Origin of the sequence: Streptomyces sp. NPDC058663 (assembly GCF_042716745.1) — a bacterium.
GTDB lineage: Bacteria > Actinomycetota > Actinomycetes > Streptomycetales > Streptomycetaceae > Streptomyces.
In genome coordinates this window covers 134,325-156,651 of record NZ_JBHXRV010000012.1, presented here as the reverse complement: position 1 = coordinate 156,651, position 22,327 = coordinate 134,325, and the positions used below count along the sequence as shown (strand labels likewise).

At 73.4% G+C, this 22,327-nt stretch carries 10 protein-coding genes; 5 read left to right on the top strand and 5 right to left on the bottom strand.

Features of this window, described 5'->3' with window-relative positions; translation table 11 throughout:
- Positions 1 to 33: 33 nt before the first annotated feature.
- Complete coding sequence (locus ACFWVV_RS11775; RefSeq protein WP_384346484.1) at positions 34 to 9,564, bottom strand: amino acid adenylation domain-containing protein; 9,531 nt, start codon at positions 9,562 to 9,564, stop codon at positions 34 to 36.
- Between the two features lie 247 nt (positions 9,565 to 9,811).
- On the opposite strand from ACFWVV_RS11775, the gene ACFWVV_RS11770 reads away from it, so the two are divergent.
- The 3 genes from ACFWVV_RS11770 to sbnB all read left to right on the top strand — a co-directional run bounded on the left by ACFWVV_RS11770 (position 9,812) and on the right by sbnB (position 12,098).
- On the top strand, positions 9,812 to 10,030 hold the full coding sequence (locus ACFWVV_RS11770) for an MbtH family protein (RefSeq protein WP_384346487.1): 219 nt from the start codon (positions 9,812 to 9,814) through the stop codon (positions 10,028 to 10,030).
- A gap of 65 nt (positions 10,031 to 10,095) precedes the next feature.
- On the top strand, positions 10,096 to 11,115 hold the full coding sequence (gene sbnA, locus ACFWVV_RS11765) for a 2,3-diaminopropionate biosynthesis protein SbnA (protein WP_384346489.1): 1,020 nt from the start codon (positions 10,096 to 10,098) through the stop codon (positions 11,113 to 11,115).
- Positions 11,109 to 12,098: a 2,3-diaminopropionate biosynthesis protein SbnB gene (gene sbnB, locus ACFWVV_RS11760; protein WP_384346492.1), complete on the top strand. Its 990-nt coding sequence runs from the start codon at positions 11,109 to 11,111 to the stop codon at positions 12,096 to 12,098. The genes sbnA and sbnB overlap by 7 nt, the downstream gene beginning before the upstream one ends.
- Positions 12,099 to 12,113: 15 nt before the next feature.
- Here sbnB and ACFWVV_RS11755 read toward each other — a convergent pair whose 3' ends face one another.
- From ACFWVV_RS11755 to ACFWVV_RS11745, 3 genes are all read right to left on the bottom strand, one after another.
- Entirely contained in the window at positions 12,114 to 15,017 is a 2,904-nt protein-coding gene (locus tag ACFWVV_RS11755; RefSeq protein WP_384346495.1) for an AAA family ATPase, read from the bottom strand.
- Positions 15,018 to 15,293: 276 nt separating this feature from the next.
- Positions 15,294 to 15,503, bottom strand: coding sequence for a hypothetical protein (locus tag ACFWVV_RS11750; RefSeq protein WP_384346498.1), 210 nt, complete (start codon positions 15,501 to 15,503; stop codon positions 15,294 to 15,296).
- Complete coding sequence (locus ACFWVV_RS11745; RefSeq protein ID WP_384346500.1) at positions 15,500 to 18,514, bottom strand: type 2 lanthipeptide synthetase LanM family protein; 3,015 nt, start codon at positions 18,512 to 18,514, stop codon at positions 15,500 to 15,502. Before ACFWVV_RS11745 ends, ACFWVV_RS11750 begins: the two co-directional genes overlap by 4 nt.
- 415 nt (positions 18,515 to 18,929) lie before the next feature.
- Here ACFWVV_RS11745 and rsgA point away from each other — a divergent pair, with 415 nt between their 5' ends.
- The gene (gene rsgA, locus ACFWVV_RS11740; RefSeq protein ID WP_384346503.1) at positions 18,930 to 20,057 is read left to right on the top strand and encodes a ribosome small subunit-dependent GTPase A; all 1,128 of its coding nucleotides are present in this window, start codon (positions 18,930 to 18,932) and stop codon (positions 20,055 to 20,057) included.
- Positions 20,058 to 20,194: 137 nt separating this feature from the next.
- On the opposite strand, the gene ACFWVV_RS11735 is transcribed toward rsgA, so the two are convergent.
- Positions 20,195 to 21,397: an erythromycin esterase family protein gene (locus tag ACFWVV_RS11735; protein WP_384346506.1), complete on the bottom strand. Its 1,203-nt coding sequence runs from the start codon at positions 21,395 to 21,397 to the stop codon at positions 20,195 to 20,197.
- Between the two features lie 58 nt (positions 21,398 to 21,455).
- On the opposite strand from ACFWVV_RS11735, the gene ACFWVV_RS11730 reads away from it, so the two are divergent.
- Entirely contained in the window at positions 21,456 to 22,265 is an 810-nt protein-coding gene (locus ACFWVV_RS11730) for a TioE family transcriptional regulator (protein ID WP_384346509.1), read from the top strand.
- Positions 22,266 to 22,327 lie beyond the last annotated feature (62 nt).

The window sequence follows — 22,327 nt, the reverse complement described above, 5'->3', positions numbered from 1 at the left end:
ACCTGGCCCTGCTGGGAGACCCCGCGGCGGGTCCTAGCCCTGCTGGGAGAGCAGGGCCTCCACCTCCTCGTCGGAGAGTTCGGCGATCTGGGCCTCGACCGCTTCCGTCACCACTTCGGTGAGGGTGGCCACCGTGGTCGCCTCGAAGAGCCGCCGCAGGGGGACGCGCACCCCGAACACCGCGCTCAGCCGGGCCAGTACCCGGGTGGCGAGCAGTGAGTGGGCACCGAGCACGAAGACGTCGTCGTGGACGCCGATCCGGTCGATGCCGAGCATCTCCGTCCAGACCCCGGCGACGAGCTCCTCGGCGGAGTCACGGGGCGCCACGTACGCATGCTCGAACTCGGGGCGGTCCGGTGCGGGGGCCGGCAGGGCCTTGCGGTCGACCTTCTTGCTCGAGGTGAGAGGGAGTTCGGCCAGTGTCGTCCAGAGCGACGGGATCATGTACTCGGGGAGCCGCTCGCCCGCGTACCGCCGCAGCTCGGTGATCTCGGGTGCGGTGGCGCCCTCCGGGACCAGGTAGGCGACCAGCCGGCGGTCCCCGGGCCGGAGGTCCCTGGCCACCACGGCCACCGCCCGCACGGCGGGATGCTGGGCCAGCACGGCCTCGATCTCTCCGAGTTCGATGCGGAAGCCGCGCAGCTTCACCTGCTGGTCGATCCTTCCGAGGAACTCGATCGTGCCGTCGGCCAGGTACCTGACCAGGTCACCGGTGCGATAAAGCCGGGCGCCGGGCTCGGCGCCGAACGCGTCCGGGATGAACTTCTCCGCGGTGAGTGCGGCCCGGCGGTGGTAGCCACGGCCCAACCTCAGTCCACCGAGATGCAGTTCGCCCGGTACGCCGACGGGTACCGGCTGGCCGTGCGTGTCCAGGACGTACGCCCGGGTGCCGGGGACGGGCCGGCCGATCGGCATCGCCGCCTCGCCGCGGCCCGGCGGATCGGCCGGGACGGGGTGCAGTACGCAGGTGACGGTGGCCTCGGTCGGGCCGTAGTTGCACAGGAACCGGCCCGGCAGGCCGGTGGCCGCCCAGCCGCGCGCGTCGTCGACGGTGACCACGTCACTGCCGACGTTCATCAGCCGCAGACCCCGCATCCTGGGGTCGTCGGGGGCGAGCCCGGCCAGCACCTCCCGGTAGTACGCCGGGGTGATCTCCATGATGGTGATCCGGTGCTCGGCGACCCGGTCGGGCAGCTCGGCGGGGCTCCAGAAGAGCGGGTCGGCCACCACCACGGTGGCGCCCGCGAGCAGGGTCGCGGCGATCTGGTCCATAGCCACGTCGAACGTGAGCGCGGAGAGCAGCACCACCCGGTCGTCGGACCGGATGCCGTAGGCCTCGGCGATCACCCGGCAGTGGTGGGCGTAGGAACCGTGCTCGATCAGCACGCCCTTGGGCTGCCCGGTGGAGCCCGAGGTGTAGATCATGTAGGCGAGGTCGCCGGGCCCGGCCCGGTGCGCGAGGCCGGTGGCCGGGTGGGCGGCGATCAGGCCCGCGTCACCGTCGGTACGCACCAGCGGGCCGCCGACGCCCGCCAGCCGGCCGGCGAACCGGTCGGTGGTGACGATGGCGGCGACCCCGGCGTCGCGGAGCATGAACTCGAGCCGCTCCGCCGGGTGTCCGGGGTCGACGGGCAGGTACGCGCCGCCGGCCTTGAGTACCGCGAGCAGGGCCACCACCACATCCGGACCGCGCTCCATGCAGACCGCGACCAGGCTCTCGCCGCCGACGCCGAGCGACCGGAGGTGGTGGGCGAGCCGGTTGGCGCGCTCGTTGAGTTCGGCGTAACCGAGGGTCTCGGAGCCGAAGGCGACCGCCTCGGCGTCCGGCTGCTCCACGGCGCGCCGCTCGAACAGCTCCGGTACGCAGACGGTCTCGGCGGCGGCACGGGCGTGGTCGTTCCACTCGTGGACCAGCCGTCGCCGCTCGGGCTCCGTGAGCATCGACGGGCGGCTCAGCGGCGCCTCGGGGCACTCGGTGACTCCGCGCAGCAGGCTCAGGTAGTGCCCGGCCATCCGCTTCACGGTGGCTCGGTCGAACAGCGCCGTCGCGTACTCGAAGAGGCCGTTCAGACTGCCGTCGGCCCGCCGCCCGAGGGAGAGAGTGAGGTCGAACTTGGCGGTCTGCCAGGGCGCCGCGACCCGCTCCACCGCGATGCCGTCGAGGCTGAGCGGAGTCCGCTGCGCGTGCTGGAGGTCGAACATCACCTGGAACAGTGGGTTGCGGGAGGGATCCCGCTCCGGCTGCAGGTCGTCGACCAGCCGCTCGAAGGGCAGGTCCTGGTGGCTGTAGGCCGCGATCACGTCCTGGCGGACCTGCTCGATCAGCTCGGTGAAACCCGGGTCGCCGCCGAGATCGGCCCGGAGCACGACGGTGTTGATGAAGTTTCCGACGAGGTGCTCGACTTCGGGGCGGGTGCGTCCGGCGACCGGTGTGCCCACCGAGACGTCGCTCTGGCCGGTGTACCGGGCGAGCAGCAGATGGAAGGCGGCCAGCAGGATGACGAACGGGGTCACCGAGTGCCGGCGGGCCAGCGCGTCGACGGCCTCGGTGAGATCGGCGGGCACCGCCATCGCCAGCAGCTCGCCGCGCGCGTCGCGGACGGCCGGGCGCGGACGGTCGGCCGGCAGCTCCACCGGGGTGAGCCCGGCCAGCCGCTCGCGCCAGTGCGCCAGGTGCCGTTCCTGACTGGGACTCTCCGCCCAGCGCGCCTGCCAGGCCGCGAAGTCGGCGTACTGCACGGGCGGGCGCGGCGGCACCTCCGTACCGGCGCGGCAGGCGCGGTAGAGCAGCCCCAGATCGCGGGTGAGCACGTCGGCCGACCAGCCGTCGACGGCGATGTGGTGGGCCGTCAGTGCGAGGAGGTGCTCCTGGGCGCGGACCCGCACCAGCAGCACCCGCAGCGGCGCCTCCCGGTCGAGCCGGAACGGCCGCCCGGTCTCCTCCCTGAGCAGCGCCCCGGCCTGCTCGACCGCCTCCTGGTACGGCAGCCCGGAAAGGTCTACCGGGGTGGTGCCGAGGGGGGCGGGCGGGTCGATGACCTGGACGGGCGAGCCTTCGGGCGCGACGTACCGCGTCCGCAGCACTTCGTGGCGGGCCACCAGTTCGTCCAGTGCAAGGGCGAGCGCCCCGGTGTCCAGCGGCCCGCGCAGGCGCAGGGTCATCGGCACCAGGTACTCCGGGCTGCCGGGTTCGAGCTGGTCCAGGAACCACATCCGGCGTTGCGCCGAGGAGGGCGGCACCGCCCCGGTGCGGGGCACCGGGGTGACCGGGCCTGTGGTGTCGGCCGCCAGCGTCTCCGGGGCGGCCAGCAGCTCCGCCAGAGCGGCGACCGTCCGCCGGGTGAACACCTCGGCGACCGGCACGTCGGCCCCGAAGGCCGCGCGCAGCCGGAACACCAGCCGGGTGGCCAGCAGCGAGTGCCCGCCGAGGTCGAAGAAGTCGTCCAGCGCGCCGACCCGGTCCCGCGTCAGCACGTCGGCGAAGACGGCGGCCACCGTGGTCTCCACCGGGCCGCGCGGCGGCACGTGCTCCTCCGTGTGTCCCTCCAGCCCCGGCAGCGCCTCCCGGTCGACCTTGCCGCTGGCGGTCAGCGGCAGCGCGGCGAGGGTGCGCAGCACCGACGGGATCATGTACTCGGGCAGCCGCTCGGCCAGGTGGGCCCGCAGCCGGACCGGCCCGGGGTCGGCGCCGGGCACGGGCACCACGTGGGCGACGAGCCGCTGCCCGTCGTGGACCCCGACGGCCGCCGCGGCGACGCCGGGGTGCTCACAGAGGACGGCCTCGATCTCGCTGGGTTCGATCCGCACCCCGCGCAGCTTGACCTGGCGGTCGAGCCGGCCGAGGTACTCCAGGCAGCCGTCCGCGCGCCGACGGACCCGGTCACCGGTGCGGTAGAGCCGCTCGCCCGGGCTCTGAGGGTGGGGGCTGGGGACGAACCGCTCGGCGGTCAGGTCACCGCGCCCGGCGTAGCCCCGGGCCAGCCCGACACCGGCGACGCAGAGTTCACCGGGGACGCCGACCGGGGTGAGCCGGCCGTCGGCGTCGAGGACCAGAGTCCTGATGCGGTCGATCGGGCGGCCGATCGCGACGATCTCGCCGGGTTCCTCCCCGGTGTACTGCCAGGAGGTCACATCGATCGCGCACTCGGTGGGACCATAGGTGTTGATCAGGGTGACGGGCAGCAGAGCGAGCAGCCGGTCGCACAGTTCGGCGGGCAGCGGTTCGCCCGCGCTGAACACCAGCCGGAGCGCGGTGCAGTCGGCGAGTCCGGGTTCCTGGACGAGTACCCGCAGCACGGAAGGGACGAGCTGGAGCACCGTCACCCGGTGCTCGGCCGCCGCCCGGACCATCGCCGCCGGGTCGCGCGGCACACCGTCGGCGGCCACCACGACCGTGCCGCCGGAGACCAGGGGGGCCAGGAACTCCCACATCGCGGCGTCGAAGCCGACGGTGGTCTTCTGCAGCACCCGGTCGGTGGGGCCGAGGCCGTGCTCGCGGACGGTCCACAGCACCCGGTTGCGGATCGCCTCGTGGCTGACCACCACTCCCTTGGGCCGGCCGGTGGAGCCGGAGGTGTAGACGATGTACGCGGCGGAGGCCGGGTCGACGGGGGGCAGCGGCTCGGCGCTCCGCGCGGCGATCGCCTCGCGGTCCTCGTCCAGCAGCACCAGGGCGGCGGCGCTGTCCGGCAGTTCGTCGCGGATCCAGGCCTGGCTGATCAGCACCGCCGCGCCGCTGTCGCGCAGCACGTGGTCGCGCCGGTGCCGGGGGTGGCCGGGGTCGATCGGCACGTACGCCGCGCCCGCCCGGTGCACCGCCAGCAGGGCGGTGACCAGGTCGGTGTCCCGGCGCACGGCGACAGCCACCGGGGTCTCGGGGCGGACGCCGAGCTCGTACAGGTGCCGGGCCAACCTGGCGGCCCTGGCGTCGAGTTCGGCGTAGCTCAGGGTCTCGGTGCCGAACACCACAGCGGTTGCGTCCGGTGTCCGGGCGGCCTGCTCGGCGATCAGCTCGGGCAGGCAGTGCGCGGGGGTGGGGGCGGGCACGGCCTCGCCGGCGACCAGGGCGCGCTGCTCGGCCTCGTCGAGGATTTCCCACTCGTCCAGCCGTGCCGACGGATCGGCGACGACGGCGGCCAGCAGCCGCCGGTAGTGGCCGCCCAGCCGTTCGATGGTGGCGCGGTCGAACAGGGCGGTGGCGTACTCGAAGCCGCAGCGCAGGTGTCCGTCCGAGTGCTGCTGGACGGAGAGCATCAGGTCGAACTTGGCGACCGGCCAGCCGACGCCGAACTGTTCGGCCTCCAGGCCGGGCAGCGAGAACGCACCTGTCGCGGGTGGGCGCAGCTCGAACATCACCTGGAACAGGGGGTTGCGGGACGGGTCGCGCTCGGGTGCCAGCTCCTCGACGATCCGCTCGAACGGCAGGTCGCCGTGGCGGTAGGCGGCCAGCGCCGTCCTGTGCACCCGGTCGAGCAGCTCGCTGAAGGTGGGCCGGCCGGACAGATCGCCCCGCAGCACCAGGGTGTTGGCGAAGAAGCCGATCAGCTGCTCGGTCTCGTTCCTGGTCCGGCCGGAGACGGCCGTGCCGACCGCCAGGTCCCGCTGTCCTGTGTAGCGGCCGAGCAGGGCGTAGAAGACGGCCAGCAGTACCACGTTCGCGGTGACGCCCCGGCGCGCGGCCAGTTCGTCGACGGCCTCGCCGACGTCGGCGGGGACGTCCACGGCGACGCGGTCGCCCCGCCAGTCGCGCACCCGGGGTCGTCGCCGGTCGGTGGGCAGCTCCAGCTCGGGGAGGCCGGCCAGGCGCTCGCGCCAGTGGTCGAGCATCCCGGCGAAGGCGGGCGTGCCGGCCAGGGTGCGCTGCCAGAGCGCGTAGTCCGCGTACTGCACGGGCAGCGGGTCGACCGGCCGGCCGCAGTAGTGCCGGGCCAGCTCGTCGGCCAGTACGTCGGCCGACCAGCCGTCCAGCGTGATGTGATGCAGCGTCAGGAGCAGGATGTGGTCGTGCTCGGCGATCCGGATCATCGTCGCCCGGGCCGGGATCTCCGCGGCCAGGTCGAACGGCCGCGCGAGATCCTCGTGGACCAGCCGCATCGCCTCCTCTTCCTCCGGTGCCTCCAGCACCGCCACCGGGATGCGCGCGTCCTCATCGATCACCTGGAAGGGCTCGCCGTCGCGCTCGACGTACCGGGTGCGCAGCACGGCGTGCCGTGCCGCGACCGCGTCCAGCGCCCCGAACAGTGCCTCGCGGTCGAGCAGGCCGCGCAGCCGCAGCGCGAACGGGACGAGGTAGTCGGTGGCGCCGGGCGCCAGCCGGTCCAGGAACCAGAGCCGCTGCTGGGCGAAGGAGAGCGGCAACGGTTCGTCATGGGGGACCGGGGTGATCGCCGTCCGGTCGGCACGCTCGGCGACGGCCAGCACCTCGGCGAGCCGGGCCACGGTGCGGGCGGTGAACACCTCGGCCAGCGGCAGCTCGACGGCCAGCAGCTCGCGGAGCCGGAAGGCCACCCGGGTGGCCATGATCGAGTTGCCGCCCAGTGCGAAGAAGTCGTCGTGCACGCCGAAGCCGGTGATGCCCAGCAGCTCGGCCCAGAGCTCGGCGACGGTGTGCTCCATCGGGGTGCGCGGCCCGGTGCCGGACCCGGTCGCGGCGGCGATCCGGTGGGCCGCCGGGTCGGGCAGCGCCCGCCGGTCGGCCTTGCCGCTCGGGGTCAGCGGGATCTGCGGCAGCGAGACGTACAGGGCGGGCACCAGATGCTCGGGCAGCAGTCGGCCCAGATGCGCGCGCAGCTCGTCCACCTCGGGCGCGGCACCTTCGGCGGGCACCAGGTAACCGACCAGCCGTGCCTCGGCGCCGGTGCCGTGCGCGACGACGGCGGCCTCGCGGACCGCCGGGTGGGTGGTCAGCGCGGCCTCGACCTCGGCCGGTTCGATCCGGAAGCCGTGGATCTTCAGCTGGGTGTCGATCCGGCCGGCGAACTCCAGCTCGCCGTCCGGACGGTGACGCACCAGGTCGCCGCTGCGGTAGAGCCGGCCGCCGGGCTCCGCGCCGAACGGGTCGGGCACGAAACGCTCCGCGGTGAGATCGCCGCGCCGGTGGTAGCCGCGCGCCACCTGCGCACCACCGATGTACAACTCGCCCACCACGCCCGGCAGAACCGGCTGCAGGTTGTCGTCGAGCACGTACATCCGGGTGTTGGCGATCGGTGCGCCGATCGGGAGCGCGCCCGATTCGAGGTCGGCGACGCGGCGCACCAGCACCGAGCAGCCGACGGTCGTCTCGGTCGGGCCGTACTCGTTGAAGACCACCGTGTCGGGCGCGTGCCGCTGCCACGGCGCGAGCATGGCACCGGTCAGCAGCTCGCCGCCGACCACCAGGTGGGGGGCGGCCGTACGCAGCACGTCGGCCGACAACTCGCGCCCGAGTATGCCCAGATGAGTGGGCGTCATCTTCACCAGGTCGAAGCTGTCCCCGGTCAGGGTGGCGACCAGTGAGTCGATGCCGGGGGTGCTGTCCTCGGCGGTGAGGGTGACGGTGGCGCCGGTGAGCAGTGCCGGGAAGAGCGAGGTGACGGGCAGGTCGAAGGCGACCGAGGAGTAGAGCGGAGTACCCGCGCCCTTCGACAAATAGGTCCTGGCGGCCCAGCTCACGTAGTTGACCAGGTTGCGGTGGGTGACCGTGACGCCCTTGGGCTGCCCGGTGGAGCCCGAGGTGTGGATCAGGTAGGCGAGGTTGTCCGGCGACGCCCACTGCTCGGGCGGCGCGGCCCGGGTGCCCGTCCCGACCGGGACGACCACGCCCGCCCAGCCGCCCGGTGCGAGGTCCGCGCTCGTGATGAGCACACCGGCACCGGCCGAGCCGAGCAGCTCCTCGCGGCGCGGCGCGGGATGCTCCGGGGCGAGCGGCAGGTACGCGCCGCCCGCCTTGAGCACCGCGAGCAGGGCCACCACCAGGTCGGGTCCGCGCCGCAGGCAGACGCCGACCAGTGCCTCGGGGCCGACCCCTGCCTCGCGCAGCCGGTGCGCCAACAGGTTGGCCCGGCCGTCCAGTTCACGGTAGTTCAGCTCACCGGACGGCCACCGCACGGCGATGGCCTCCGGTGTGCGGGCCGCCTGCGAGGCGAGCAGCTCGTGCAGGCAGCCCGCAGGCATCGGCTCGGCGGTGTCGTTGCACTTCTCCACCGTGGCGTACCGGTCCTCGGCCGAGATCAGCTCGATCCCGTCGAGCGGCGCGTCCGGTGCGGCCAGCACGGTGTCCAGCAGCAGCCGGAGGCTGTCCGCGAGGCGCTGCACCGTCGTCCGGTCGAACAGTGCGGTGGCGTACTGGAGCCGGGCGTTCAGCCGCCCGTCCGGCAGCTGGTCGACGTCGAGGGCGAGGTCGAACGCCGAACCGACCAGCGGCGTCCTGACCAGCTCGACTGCCAGTCCCGGGAGCTCGATCGGCGCGGCCGCCGCGTTGTTGAGCGAGAAGGACACCTGGAAAAGCGGATTGCGGGAGAGATCCCGCTCGGCGGCCAGCTCGTCCACGATCAGCTCGAACGGCGCGTCGGCGTGGGTCAGCGCGGCCAGCGTGCTCTGCCGCACCCGGCCCAGCAGGGTCTCGAACGAGGGCCGGCCGGTCAGATCGCCGCGCAGCACCACTGAGTTGACGAACAGACCGATCAGGTTCTCCGTATCCGTCCGCGAGCGGCCCGAGACGGGGGTGCCGACCGGGATGTCGGTCTGCCCGCTGTAGCGCGCAAGCAGCGCCTGGAAGACCGCCAGCAGCACCATGAACCTGGTGACCCGGTGCCCCCGGGCGAACGTGTCCACCCGGGCGACGAGTGCGGCGGGCAGCTCGAACCGTACGACGTCGCCGTCGCCCTCCCAGACCGGCGGCCGGGGGCGGTCGGTGGGCAGCTCCAGCGGAGCCAGACCGGCCAGCCGGGTGCGCCAGTAGTCGAGGCGCTGTGCCAGCCGGGGGCCGGAGAGCCTTTCGTGCTGCCACTGGGCGAAGTCGGCGTACTGGACCGGCAACGGCGCGAGCGCGGCGGGCGCGCCGCCGGTCCGCTCGCGGTAGCCCGCCGAGAGTTCGGCGCCGAGCAGGTCCCAGGAGAGCCCGTCGAAGGCGATGTGGTGGACGACGACCAGCAGCAGGTGGTCCTCGTCGGCCAGCCGGGCCAGCAGCGGGCGGATCGGCAGCTCGGCCGCGAGGTCGACGGGGCGGCGCAGCTCGCGCTCGACCAGCTCACCGGCCAGGCGCTCGCGTTCCTCGGAGGTGAAACCCGTCAGATCGTGCTGCTCCCAGGCCAGTTCGGGGACCTCGCGGACCTGCTGCACGATCTCCCCGCCGAGCGACAGGCAGCGGGTGCGCAGCACCTCGTGCCGCTGCACGACGGCGGCCAGGGCGCCGGTCAGCGCGGCGGTGTCCAGGGCGCCGCGGATCCGCAGCGCCAGCGGCAGCAGGTAGTCCGGCGATCCGGGCCGTAGCTGGTCGAGGAACCAGAGCCGCTGCTGCGAGAACGACGCCGTCCGAGCAGCACCCGTCCCACGGCCGGCATCCCCGAAGCTGTCGTCGCTGTCCACCGGCTACCTCCACGGATCCCCATGACGCACACCGCGCCCGTGGCGCAGCCTGCCGGGCACGGGCCCCGGGGCACCAGGGACGGACCGGCAACGGTCGGCTGCCGGTCCTGCTGCGCGTCTGTCTCTGGTCCCGGCGCGCCGCGGCGGGCACGCTCGCCCCGTACCGCATCAACGACACACCCCAGCAACGACACACCCCGCACCGGGCACTCCTGCCGGCGGGACGACACGCCGAGGAGGGCCGTTCATGGCCGAGGAAGACGCCGACACCCGCCCCTACCTGGTCGTGCTCAACCACGAGGAGCAGTACTCGATATGGCTCGCCGACCGGGAGCTGCCGCTCGGCTGGCGCGCCGAGGGCACCAGGGGCAGCCGCGAGGAGTGCCTGGCGCACATCGGCACCGTGTGGACGGACATGCGCCCGCTCAGCCTGCGGCAGCGCATGGAGCAGACAGCGCGCGGTTAGCGCCGATGACCACGCCTGCCCCGTCCCTGCCCCGCACGTGGGCGCGAACCCTCTGGGAACCGACTATGCGCGAATCTGACGGCGAGCCGACCGGGGTGCTCGGCACCATCGGCGGCACGCCGCTCGTCGAGCTGACCAGGCTCGACCCGTTGAGCCCGGTCCGGATGTACGCCAAACTGGAGGCCCACAACCCCGGCGGCAGCATCAAGGACCGGTCCGCGCTGGAGATGCTCCGGGACCGGATACGCGACGGACATCTCGTCCCCGGCCGGTCCGTGGTGGTCGAGTCCAGCTCGGGCAATCTGGGCATCGGGCTGGCCCAGGTGTGCGGGTACTTCGGGCTCCGCTTCATCTGCGTGGTGGACCCGAGGACCAACAGGCAGAACATCGCGATCATGCGGGCACTGGGCGCCGAGGTCGAGGTGGTCACCGAGACCGACCCGGCCACCGGCGAGTACCTGCCGATGCGGATCCGCCGGGTCGGTGAGCTGGTCGAGCGGATCGACCACGCCTACTGGCCTGACCAGTACTCCAACCTCCTCAACCCGCGCGCCCACCACGCCACCATGCGGGAGATCTTCGAAGAGGTGCCCGGCGGGGTGGACTACCTGTTCTGCGCGACCAGCTCCTGCGGCACCCTGCGGGGCTGCTCGGAGTACGTGCGGGCCAACCGTCTGCCGGTGAAGGTCGTCGCGGTGGACGCCGAGGGCAGTGTCCTCTTCGGCAACGCCCCGGGCCCCCGGCTGATCCCCGGCCACGGCGCAGCCGTCCGGCCGAAGCTGTACGGCGAGGGTCTGGCCGACGCGGTGGTGCACATCGCCGACCTCGACTGCGTGGTCGGCTGCCGGCGGCTCGCCGCCCGCGAGTCGATCCTGGCCGGCGGCTCCTCCGGTGCGGTGGTGGCCGCGGCGCTGAGCATGCGCGACCGCATCCCGCCCGGCTCCACCTGCGCGCTGGTCTTCCCCGACCGGGGCGAGCGCTACCTCGACACGATCTACGACGACGGCTGGGTGACGGCCCACTTCGGTGACGTCTCCCACCTCTGGAAGGAAAGGAAGCCGACCATGGGGGTGGCACCGTGCTGATTCTGGGAGCCGGTCAGGTCCGGCAGGCCCTCGACGGCGCCGAGTCGCAGGTGGTGGAAGCGGTGCGCCAGGCATACCGGCTGCACGAGCAGGGGCTGAGCGAACTCCCGCACTCGGTCTTCCTGCGCTTCCCCGGCAACGCCCGCGACCGGATCATCGGCCTGCCCGCGTACCTCGGGGACGACACACCCGTGGCCGGGATCAAGTGGATCTCCTCCTTCCCCGGCAACGTGGCCGCCGGGCTGGAGCGGGCCTCCGCGGCGCTCATCCTGAACTCGATGCGGACCGGGCAGCCGGAGGCGCTGCTGGAGGCCTCGGTCATCTCGGCCCGCCGCACGGCGGCCAGTGCCGCCCTCGCCGCCGCCACGCTCGTGCCCGCGGGGCCGCAGACCGGTGTCTCACTGATCGGCTGCGGCGTGATCAACTTCGAGGTGCTGGTGTTCCTGACCGCCCTCCTCCCGGAACTGGACACCGTGACCGTCTTCGACCTGGACCGGAGCCGGGCCGAGTCGTTCGCCGCCCGCTGCACGGCCCGGCGTCCCGGCCTCAAGGTGACCGTGGCCGACCGGGTCGAGGACGCGCTCGCCGCCCACCGCCTGATCGCGCTCGCCACCACCGCCTCGACACCCCATCTCGCCGTCGAGTCCTGCCGCCCGGGAACCTTGTTGCTCCACCTGTCGCTGCGCGACCTCACCCCGGAGACCATCCTGGCCGGTGTCAACATCGTCGACGACGCCGACCACGTCTGCCGGGAGGCGACCTCGCTGCACCTGGCCGAACAGCGGGTCAACCACCGGGACTTCATCACGGCCTCGCTCGGCGAGATCCTGGCCGACGACGGCTACCGGCGTGACGAGGCCGCCCTGACCATCTTCTCCCCCTTCGGCCTGGGCATCCTCGACCTCGCCGTCGCCGACCTCGTCCGCCGCACCGCCGAGCACCTGGGCCTCGGCACCCGCATCCCGGACTTCCTCCCCGGCTGACCGGGTACCCGCCGGTCAGTCCGTCCGGAGGCCGACAGCCAGCCTGCACAGGGCCGCCCGGTCGGACCGCCCGGTCTTGTGGATCAGGCTCGCCAGGTGTTTCTCCACCGTGCGCGGCGAGATGGAGAGCCGGCGGGCGATGTCCTTGTTGCCGGGCCGCTCGACCAGCAGCTCGAAGACCTCGTACTCGCGCGGGGTGACGCCCTGCGCCCGCAGCTCCGCCGGTATCCGGTCCCGCCCGCCACGCCGCTGCGCCACCCTCGCACCGGCCTGCCGGATCATCGCCCGGCAGGCCCCCACCACCGGCGGCACATCGAGGTCGTGGAAGTGCTCCTCGGCTGTCCGCAGCCACCCCACCGGGTCGCCCCAGCCGTCCGCCAGCGCCGCCTCCGCGAGCAGCCGCAGGCCCAGGTGATGCCCGGTCGGGAACAGCTCGGCGCTCTGCCGTGCCGTGCGGACGACGGCCATCGCCTCCTCCGGCCGCCCCTCGCGGCCCAGCAGCACCGCATCGGCGAGCAGCAGGAACTGCCGGTTCCAGGCCAGTCCTGCCGCCGGGGTGGCCGCAACGGCGGCGTACTCGGCCCGGCCCGCGGTGCCCGCCAGCACGGCCAGCAGCGGGCCGAGACCGTACCGGCCGCCCAGGTAGTACATGCTCGGATGCTCGTCCTCCCAGGCCACCGCGGCGGCCAGCTCGGCCGTCGCCAGCGCCCGGTCCTCCTCCAGCAGCGCGCAGAAGGCGCGGCAGAGGCCGAGCAGGACGGGCGTCAGGAAGGACTCCGAACCATCGGCCCTGGCGAAGGCCAGCAGATCGCGCTCCATCTCCCGGCGTAGGCCCCGGTGCGCGGCGAGCGTCGCCGAGGTGAGCAGCAGGTACCGGTGCGTCCCGAGGTTGCGCATCCGCGCGCTGGCGTCGAGGCAGCGGTCGATGATCTCGCGAGCCGTCCCGCGGTCTCCCCGCAGGACGGAGTTCATCGCCAGCAGGCCCTCCACCCGCTGGGTCAGCACGATCGCCCCCAACTCCCTTGCGGCGTCCCTGGCCTGTTCGAGCCTGCGGGCGTCGCCGGTCCGCATGAAGGCGTTCCCACCCAGCCGCAGCAGCGCCTCCACCCGCCAGACCGGCAAGGAGTGCTTCTCGGCCACCGCCAGCATCCGCTCCAGGCAGGCGTCCGCCGCGTCGAAACCGCGTTCGCGCGCCAGTAGTGCCAGCAACTGCCAGGCCTGACAGGCCACCACCGGGAGTTTCTCGCGCTCCGCCACCTCGGCCGCCTCGCGGGCGAGCCGCTCGGTGTCCGCAGGCCGCCCGCCCTGGCCGGGGAGCAGTGCGAGGTGTGCCTCGACCACGGCGAGCGCGGCGGCCTGCTCCGGCCGGCCGGAGTCGCCGAGCAGCGCCTTCGCGGCGGCCACCTGACGGGCGGTGTCCACACTGCGCTCGGCGATCACGGCCACCCAGGCGAGCCGGGTGTGCAGGGCGACGCCGCGCTCGCTGCCGAGGGCCGCCGCACCGAGCTGCGGCAGCGTGGCGGCCAGGGCGAAGGCGCGGTCGAGCTGGCCGGATTCGGCGAGGGCGTAGAGCAGCGACTCGGTGACCTCCGTCCGGTCCGGCCCGGTGGCGAGCTCGTGACCGCGCTCCAGCAGCAGGACGGCCGTGCCCGAGGCTCCGCCGGCCAGCGCCCGACGGCCCGCCTCGGCGTAGAGCAGCGCCGCACCGGCGGGGTCGCCGCCCGCGACGAGCAGCCCCGCGACCAGTCGGCACCGGTCGTCCAGGAGCGCCGGGTCGGCCGCCTGCAGCGCGGCCGCGGCCCGCCGCGCGAGGGCGGCCCGCTCGGCCGGGGAGACCCCGGCCAGCAGCGCCTGCGCGGTGAGGGCGTGCCGGAAGACGTACTCGTCGGCCGCCGAGGCATCGGGGAGCACGAAGTTGGCCCGGGCCGCGGCGTGCAGCTGATCGAGCAGCGCCCGGTCACCGTGCCCGGTGACGAGCTGCAGGGTGGAGAGCGTGAACCGCGAGCCCAGGACCGCTGCGAACAGCAGGAGTTCACGGGTCTGCGGGTCGAGCAGGCCGAGGCGCTGCCCGTAGCCCTGGACGACCGTCGCGGGGACCGTGCCGGTCAGGTCACCGACCACCACCCAGGACCCCTGCTCGCAGAGCGCCCCGGAGCGGACCATCTCGGCGAGCAACTCCTCGATCAGGTAAGGGTTGCCGTCGCTCCACCGGATGAGCCGGTCGACCACCGCGGCGGGCACCCGCTGCTCCGGCACACCGAGGCAGCCGGCCGCGATCGCTCGGGCCCCCTGCTCGTCGAGCGGCTCGAGGACGACGACCGAGGCGCACCGCCGCCGCTCGGCCGCACGGGCCAGATCCAGCGCGGGCCCGGGGTCCGGCCGCAGGGTGGCCACCAGCAGCACGGGCTGTCCGGCCAGATTGTCCATCAGGTACTCGACCACGGCGACGGTCTCGGAGTCCGCGTCGTGCAGGTCCTCCAGAAACAGGACGCAGCCCGCCTCCCGGCCGAGCACGGTCAGCAGCCGCAGCAGTGCCTCTGCGAGTTCGACCACGCTCTCCGGCGATCCCGGGTACGCGGGACTGCGCCACTCGGGGACCAGCCGGGCCAACGCCAACCGGTACGGCACGAGTTCCGGGTCCGTCGGGACGCCGCTGGTCCGGAACCGCGAGTGCAGTGCCTCGGCGAGCGGACGGAACGGCATGCCCGCACCGGCCGAACTGCCACGGCCTCGCAGGACCGGCAGGCCCAGACGGGCGGCCTGGGCGGCACAGTCGCCGACCAGTCGGGACTTCCCCATCCCGGCCTCGCCCAACAGGAAAACCGTGTGGCCGGTCGCACGCTGAAGTTCCCTCAGGGTTGCCTGGAACAAAGCGAGTTCGGCGTCCCGGCCGATGGTGACCGGCGAAGTGGTACGCATATCTGCAGGTTATCCGGCTCGTCCCGGTGAATTCGAAAGTCTGCGAATCCGGCCATCCTGGCGCAACAACCGCAGGGGAATCGCAACGGCAGCGTCCAGCAGCATGTCCCACAGAGGACCCGGCACCGCGCGACGGGCGCGCCGGATCCCCTGCCACCCCACCCTCATGGTTCTGCCACCACGGTTTCGCCGGTTCGAGCACAGTTCACCGGCTCGTCGTCGGCCGGTCACCGGTGGACCTTCCAAGACGGCCGCCACCGGGCCGGCCGCTCCTGCTTACACGCGTTCCCCGTCGGGCGCCACGGGAACGGTCACGGTCGGCCACGGGTGCGTGAGAGCGGCACTCCGGTACGCGCCCAGCAGCTCGGAACGGCGCCCGAGACCGCCGCCCGCGCGCAGCACGATCTCACCGGCCGGGTGATCGACCGCGGTGCCGGACCGCGTGCCCGGCTGCTTCCATGACTGCACAGAATCGTTGGCCTTCATGAGGACAGGTCTACCTTTCCGGAGGGTTGCGCCGTCGGATACGACGGACGTTCAGAAGTCGGCGGCCGCAGGAGCAGCGCCGAAGCGGTGAGGTCTGCGAAGCCCAGCCGCAGCAGACCGTGGCCGATCCCGGCAAGGCCGGTCAGCAGGCCCGGGGTGGGCAGGGCGGCGGGTGTGCCGCAGCGGGGACCGTGCCGGTCGAGAGACTCCAGCAGAGCACCGGTCCGGCGGGCCAGCACCCGGCCGGCCTCGTGGCCGGGCGCGGCGCCGAGCAGTTCGAGGACGCCGAGTTCACCGTGGCAGAGGCTGTGACCGGGCAGCGGGCCCACCGAGGCGACCAGCCGGACGGCGTCCTCGACGGCCGCGGCCCACGCGGGGTCCGCCCTCGCGGCCGGGCTGTCGGCCAGCGCCAGCGCGACACCCGGCAGGCCCTCGCACCACGAGAGCCCGGACCCCCCCTCGGCGCGCGCCGCCGCCGTCCCCGCCACCGCTGACCGCAGTGCGGCCGTGCCGGCCCGCTCGTACCGGGCTCCGCCCCCGGCCGCCGCGAACCCGAGCAGCGCCCAGCCCACCCCGGCCGCACCCGCCGCGAAGCCGGACGTCGGGGGCAACGGCCCCCCGAGCAGCCGGGCCGCACACACCTCGGCAGCCCGCCGGGACTCGGCCGTGCCCGTGATCCGGTGCACGGCGAGCAGCGCGGCCAGCCCGCCGGCGGTGCCGTCGCGGACCCCCTGCGTGTCCTCCGCCTCGGCGGCGGCGACCGTGAGGGCCGTCGCGGGCGCGATCCAGTCACGTATCTCGGCATCGTCCAGCCCTGTGGCCACCCGGGCGAGGGCGTAGACGATGCCGCCCAGACCCGCGAAACCCCCCGACCCGACCACGCCGAGCTGCTCGGGCCGCGCCGCGAGCCGGTCCAACAGGTGCGGCACCGGCCGCAGCACCCGGAGGGCCGCCTCCGCGTAGCGGGACTCTCCCGTCAGCATGGCCAGGTCGGCCAGGAAGACAGCCGGCCCCGGGTAGCCACCCGCCAGATCGGCGCCTGCGGCGCCGACCCGCCAGTACCGGTCGCCGAGCAGTTCCAGCGCGAGCCAGTTCGTCCGGGCAGGGCCGTGATGGGCCCGGCCCAGCAGCTGGTCCGCGATGCCCCGGGCGGCGGCGAGCAGCCGGTCACGGGGGGCGACGATCCGCGCCCCCGGTCCGGCGGCCCGCTGCGTAGCCGACTCCGCGATCGGCGTACCGGTCCCGTGGGCGGGGGCAGTGGACCGGCTCGCCATCGCCGCCCGGACGATCCACTCCTGACTGCCGAGGCCGTCCTGACTGCCGGGGCTGCCAGCGCTGTTGCTTTCGGTCACGTCCCGGTCCATCGCGCGGAGCCGGTCGGCCACGCGGTCCAGACCGGGGCGTTCAAGGGCGCAGGGCAGCCGACGGCCCGTACCGCTCCACAGGTCCACCGCTGCGGGCCTGGCGGTGAACAGTGGGATGTCGCCCTCCCACAACTCGGCGATCTCGTCCTCCAGGACCAGCGGCCAACCCGGGTCACCGAGGGCGTCCGTCCCCAACAGCCGCAGGACCGCGTCCCGTTCGGCCGCGTCCCGCAGGACATCGGGGTGGGTCGACTCGCTCAGTACCGTCGCGTACAGCTGGGTGTCCCGCGCCACCACCCGCACCACGTCGTCGGCGAACCGTTGCAACAGGCCGTGCTCGCCCAGCAGTTCGTCCTGGCCTTCCAGGATCGCGCGCCGCCCGGCGCGGAGCCCGGCGAGCAGCGCCTCGGTGTACGTCTCGGGGTCGGCGTCCACGCCGTCCAGCCGGGGGCGGTTCGCGGCGCCGCCCAGCGCACCGGCCCGGCGGACGAGCCGCATCTCGTCGGTGCCCGCAGCCGCCCAGTCCACCGTCTCCACCGGCGACCGGCCGCCCGGGTCTCCGCCCAGGCCGGAGGCGTCCAGAGCCGTCTCGTCCCCGACCAGCAGATGTGGTAACAGGCCCGTCCTGAGCACCGATGCGGTCAGTGCGAGCGCCGCCGGGTCCTCCTCCGGATCCTCCCCTGCCGCCACCGGACCGGGCGGGTGGAAGAGGGTCTCGACGTCGACCAGGACGGGCTGGTCCGCGCACGCGATCAGGTTCTCGAAGTGCAGGTCGGTGGCGTCCAGCAGATGGACCAGGGCGAGCAGTGCGCCCTGGCGGTGGTAGAAGCGCTCCAGCTGCGTGCCCGTGGTGCAGGGCTCGGGGGAGACGTACTCCACCCAGCCGTAGTCGGACCGGTCCAGCAGGGCCAGCGTCCGCAGCCCGGGCGTCCCGGGCCGGGCGTTGAACCAGCCGACCAGTTCGTTGAAGTGCCGGTGTGCGCCGATCGGCTGCGGCTTGTACACCACCCGCGTGCCGTCGGCGAAGCGCAGTACCGCGACGCTGCGCCCGCGCCGGTGCCCGTCGCCGGCCGTCCGGTCGACCGCGACGAGCAGCCCGGGGTCGACGCCGTGCAGCAGGTTCGCCACCAGCTCGGCGCGGTCGGCGCCGAACCGGCCGAGGAGCTCCGCCAGCGCGGCGGCGGAGTGGACACAGCTCTGGGCCAAGATCCTTGCCAGTACCGGGTATTCGCTGAGCAGCGCGGCCATTCCGGTCCGGGTCGAGACCGTACCGAGAAAGGAACGGAAGCGCTCTGAGCCCGTGTCGCCCGAGAGGTGCCCGCCCACTCTGGCGACATGGAGCTCCAGGACCAGCGTCCGGGCCGCCAGCCACCCCAACGTCGCGGCCAGTCGGCCCTTGAACTCGCCCACGACAGAAGCGAGTTCGACCGGTAAGCAGCCGACCGCCGAAGTCAGCCGCGTCCCGGCCAGATCGGCGAACGGCGCGAGAACGGCCGCGAACCCACTCGTTCCCGGCAGGTCACCGCCCGGCGCGGACGGCTGCGCCGGCATCCCGGCAAGCACCGTCTCGGCGAACTCCGCCCACTCCGGCTTTTCCCTGCACGGCAGTTCGGCGGGGTGAAGGCCGCGCACCCACCAGGCGGACATGCCGGAGTCCACCTCGGTCGATGACGCGCTCGTAACGATTGATGACGCGCTCGCAGCGATCACAGCCAGAGAGTGTCAGCCCACAGCCAACTGCACAAGATTGCGCGCGGACAGGGCGGACAGGGCGGACAGCGAACGGGGCGGGCAACGCGGGCAGCGCGAGTCGCCCCGCATTTAACCGGTGGTGCCGTGACCGGGGCAGGGTTATGGTTCTGCTCATCCGATCCCGAGGGAACGGTGTTGGTTCGTTGAGGAGAAGCAGGAGGTGAGGACATTGATGACTGTCACGGTGACGGGCGCTGCCCGCATTCAGGAGTTCATCGTCCCCACCTCTGTGGCCACCGGCTGACCACTCCTTAGTTCCGCGCCTTCGTGCGCGTCGCCGGGGCCACCCTTTGCCTTGAAGGGCCCCACCTTGTCTTCCTCTTCGCTCTCTTCGCTCCACCAAGCTTCCGCGGCTTCCGTCACGCACCCGCTCGCCCCGTACGGGTGGGACGCGGGCTGGGAAGCCGAGTTCGCCCCGTACGCCGCACAAGGGCTGCTGCCCTGCCGGGTGGTACGGGTGGACCGGGGCCAGGCCGATGTCGCCACCGCCGACGGCATCGTCCGCGCGGACACCGCCCTGGTCACCCCGCACGACCCGCTGCGCGTCATCTGCACAGGCGACTGGGCCGCACTCGAGCCCGCCGGTGACCCACAGCTGATCCGCGCACTGCTGCCGCGCCGCACCGCGTTCGTGCGGTCCACCTCCTCCGCGCGGTCCGAGGGCCAGATCCTCGCCGCCAACGTCGACCACGCGATCATCGCGGTCTCGCTCGCCGTCGAGCTCGACCTCGGCAGGATCGAACGCTTCCTGGCCCTGGCCTGGGAGTCCGGTGCGACGCCGCTCGTCGTCCTCACCAAGGCCGACCTGGTGCCGGACGCCACCGGTCTCTCGTACCTCGTCGAGGACGTCGAGAACACCGCGCCGGGCGTCCAGGTGATCCCCGTCAGCTCCGCGACCGGGGACGGCGTCAACGTGCTGTCGGCCGTCGTCTCCAGCGGTACGAGCGCCCTGCTCGGGGTGTCAGGAGCGGGCAAGTCCACCCTGGCCAACGTCCTGTGCGGGGCCGACGTGATGGAGGTGCAGGCCATCCGGGACGTCGACGGGAAGGGCCGGCACACCACGACCACCCGCAACCTGCTGGTGCTGCCCGGCGGGGGAGTGCTCATCGACACTCCCGGCCTGCGCGGTGTCGGGCTCTGGGACTCCGAGACGGGAGTCGGTCAAGTCTTCGCCGAAATCCGTGAGCTGGCCCAGGACTGCCGCTTCCACGACTGCGGTCACGTCGCCGAACCCGGCTGTGCGGTGCTCGCCGCCATCGAGGACGGCACGCTGCCCGAGCGCCGGCTGGAGAGCTGGCGCAAGCTGATCCGCGAGAACGAGCGGATCGTCGCCAAGACGGACGCGCGGCTGCGCGGCGAGATCCGGCGCGACTGGAAGCAGAAGGCCGCCGAGGGCCGGTACAACTACGCGGCCAAGCGCGGCGCCCGGGCCCGCTAGCGGGCCCGGCGGGCACGGGACCGTACGCCGCCACGTACGGCCCCGTGCCTCCTTGATATACGTACCGGCGACACGTGTACGGGGAACGGGGAAGAACCACCCCCGCCGGGCCGGCCCGGCACGCCTCCGGGCGACCGTCAGCTCTGCGGGACGTCCCTCACGAACACCAGCCCGTCCAAGGAGGCCAGGTGGTCCGGGTCCAGCGGGGCGTAGCCGAACCAGGGCGAGACGCGGCGGGCGGGCCGCGCGGCGCCGAGGGCGTCGGCCAGCAGCCGGGTGTCGACGACGCAGCGCTCCTGGGGGAGCGCGCACAGCAGCCCTTCGAGGGTGTCCGGCGGCGGGGCGTCCACGCTCCGGTGCCGGATCGTGCCGAGCGCCGTCGCCAGGAAGGCGTACTCCTCGCCCAGGCGTTCGCTCACCAGCGCGCCCGCACTCCACCACTCCACCGGCCCCTGCCACATCCGCATCGAGCTCCGCTCCCGCTGGAAGTGGGAGTTGTGGGCGTGGGCGAGTACCGGCCCCCGTGCGGCGAGAGCCAGCAGGTTGTCGGCCATCATCAGGTCCCGCAGCCCGCACAACCGTGACATGCGTGCCGGAGAGGCATCGGCCATCGCGGCGTGGTAGCGGAGCAGTCCCGCAGCGGTGCGCGCGTGCAGCCGGGCCAGTTCCCAGTCGTCCCCGGAGACCGCCGCGGTCAGCTCGGGCGACCGCGCGTCGAGCAGCGCCGTCAAGTCGTCGGCGACCAGCCGCAGTTCCCCGGCGTCGGCCGACCGCCCCACGGACCTGGCCGGGTCCATCATCGCGGCCTGGTCGGTCCACCGGTCGTCGGCGCCGAGCAGCCGGTCGAGCGTCTCGGCCGTGCAGGGGAGCAGGTCGGCTTCCAGGCGGGCGGCGAGCAGGTCGTGGAGCGCGGTGAGGGACTGCCGGGGGCTCGCGGCGGCGGTGATCTCCAACGGGCCGTCGAATCCGGCGAAGCGGACGTGGTCGGCGCTGGGGCGTCCTTCGTTGAAGGCGCGCATCCAGCGCACGAGTGCGCGGTTGGCGGCGGAGGCGCCGAGCTCATGGCTGAAGCCCTGCGCCATGACCTCGTCGAGGGTGCCGGTGCCCGAAGTGACGTACGCGTCGACGGCCAGGGCGCGCAGACAGTCGCTCTCGATCGCGACCGTCCGGTAGCCCTCCTGCTCGACAAGCTGCCGGAAGAGCTCGTTGCGCACCGCGAGCAGGGTGTCCTCGCCGTGTGTGGGCTCGCCCAGGGCGAGCAGCCGGGGCTTGACGGAGAGGAGGTCCAGGACGGCGGAGGCCTCGAAGGGGCGGGTGGATTCCTTGATGTCAGCTGCCATGCCTTCAACGGTATCGTTGAACCTTCGGTGGAAACTTTTGTGTGAGATCAGGGGCCTCATGAGCCAAAAGCTTCAAAGCGGTGGACGGCTCAGGCCGGTCGATCTGGCACGTCGGCACGGCCTGTCCACCCAGGCGGTCCGCAACTACGAGGAAGCCGGGATCCTGCCGCCCGCCGCACGCACCGCCCACGGCTACCGCACCTACCACTCGCTGCACGCGGGAGCTCTCGACGCGTTCCTCGCCCTGATTCCCGGCCACGGGCACCGCACGGCGGCCTTCGTCATGCGGGCGGTGAACGAGGGTGCGGACCAGGAGGCGTTCCGCCTCGTCGACGAGAGCCACGCCCAGCTCCTCCAAGACCGGCGGACCCTGCGGGCGGTGGAGAACGCCCTGGCGGACCTGGGCCCCTCCGCACCGGACGGAGCGGGGCCGGCCACGGAGGCAGGACCGGCCGTGGTGCCCGGGGCGGGCGGCGTGTTCGTCGGACCACTGGCCGCGCAGCTCGGAATCCGGCCCGCGACCCTGCGCGCCTGGGAGCGCGCCGGGCTGGTGAGCCCACGCCGCGACCCGGTGACCGGGTACCGCGTCTACGGCGAGGCCGATGTACGGGACGCCAGGCTGGCCCACCAACTCAGGCGCGGCGGCTACCTGCTGGAGCAGATCGCCCCGCTGATCGCACAGGTACGGACGGCCGGTGGACTCGAACCCCTGGAGGCGGCACTGGGCGACTGGCACGGCAGGCTGTCCGCACGCGGGCGGGCGATGCTGGCCGGGGCCGCGGCACTCGACGCGTACCTCCGCATGCGGGACGGCGGCGGGAGCCAGGAGGACAGCGGCGAGGGCGGTGGCGGCGGGAAGCGGCCATGACGGTCGCCGCGGGCAGTGGCAGTGACGGCCGAGCGGCGGGTTGCGGCAGTGACGGCCGAGTG